Genomic DNA, 1,224 nt, shown 5'->3' with positions numbered 1-1,224 from the left:
ATGAAGAGACCGGGCTGCATTACAACCTGATGCGGTATTACGAGCCTGAGGCCGGGCGGTTTGTCAGCCAAGACCCGATTGGGTTGGATGGTGGGGATAATTTATATCAGTTTGCTCCTAATATTCAAAGTTGGTTTGATATTTTAGGTTTAGCAAAAACTCCAAAAGTTAAATTGGGTTCTCTAGGTGAAGTCCGCTCTGCTTCTGTGGTGTTAAAACGTAGTTATTTAGGAAAAGGAAAAGCTACAAATAAGGGTAACCGTGATTATGCTAGGGGATTAGGCAAATGTGATGATGATGCAGGGCATATTTTAGGTAAGCTTTTAGGTGGTTCAAGAAGTAATCAAAATATGTTTCCTCAGTTAAGAAAAATTAATAGAGGGGCTTATAGAGATTTTGAAAGAAAAGTTCATAATATTATAGATAAAGATGGCAAGGCGTTATTGAAATGGAAATTTGAATATGCCAATGGTGGAACACGGCCTACTGGTATTGTTTATGAAGTATTTCAACGTGGGCAGCGTGTTTTACGTGGGAAGTTTAATAACTAAAAAGGATTGAATTATGAATGCAAGTATTGAAACCGTATTAAATAGTTTTCTGATGGAAATGTACAAATGGGAAGACAATGCTAATAAGCATATAGATGCAGGCACAGATATTCCTGATGAGATATTGAAACAAACACTAAAGGAAATATATGATAAATACCTAACAGATAAACCAAGAAAAATGGGAAAGTTAGAATGCATGACTGTTAATTACCCTCCAACATTCAATCCGAATAACGAGAAAATCATTGAAATAGAAGAAAAAGGTAGCTCTATAACTGTAAAAAGTGATGTGCTTTACGCTGGAATGGAAGCACAAAGACTTTATAAATTCAAAAAACAGGCAGGTCTCTGGAAATTAGATAATGTAAAAGAATTTGATAGTTATGATGGGAAATGGCATTCTATACATATCTAAATTAAAGTAATAAGCAAACTGTAGCCAGCATAAAATCTCTAATCCCGACGTAGGGCGTGTGCGGTATGCACGCATGCAGTTTCCACTTTTCAGACGGCCTCAAAACATTCCTTTGAGATTGGTTCTTTAATAATCCGATTACTGATCAGCATGAAGGTCGTCTGAAACACAACTTTCAGATGGCCTTTGTTGTATTGTGTTCAACCGCCGCTACGCCTACGACAAAGCCGGCAACCTGATTCAAAGCGCCGACCA

The 1,224-nt window shown here is 37.5% G+C and carries 2 protein-coding genes; both read left to right on the top strand.

From position 1 onward, the window contains the following. A partial coding sequence (locus tag KEM39_RS11315) for an RHS repeat-associated core domain-containing protein (RefSeq protein WP_211710067.1) occupies positions 1–551 on the top strand: 551 nt, incomplete at its 5' end. A gap of 13 nt (positions 552–564) precedes the next feature. Continuing rightward, complete coding sequence (locus KEM39_RS11310) at positions 565–969, top strand: NTF2 fold immunity protein (protein ID WP_211710066.1); 405 nt, start codon at positions 565–567, stop codon at positions 967–969. Positions 970–1,224: the final 255 nt, after the last annotated feature.

Origin of the sequence: Neisseria sp. Marseille-Q1983, from assembly GCF_018224585.1 — a bacterium.
Classification (GTDB): Bacteria; Pseudomonadota; Gammaproteobacteria; order Burkholderiales; family Neisseriaceae; genus Neisseria; species Neisseria polysaccharea.
This window is presented reverse-complemented; position numbering and strand designations above follow the sequence as displayed.

Coding starts and splice junctions, on each gene's coding strand:
- KEM39_RS11310 (WP_211710066.1), top strand. CDS start 565: ATGAATGCAAGTATTGAAACCGTATTAAATAGTTTTCTGATGGAAATG.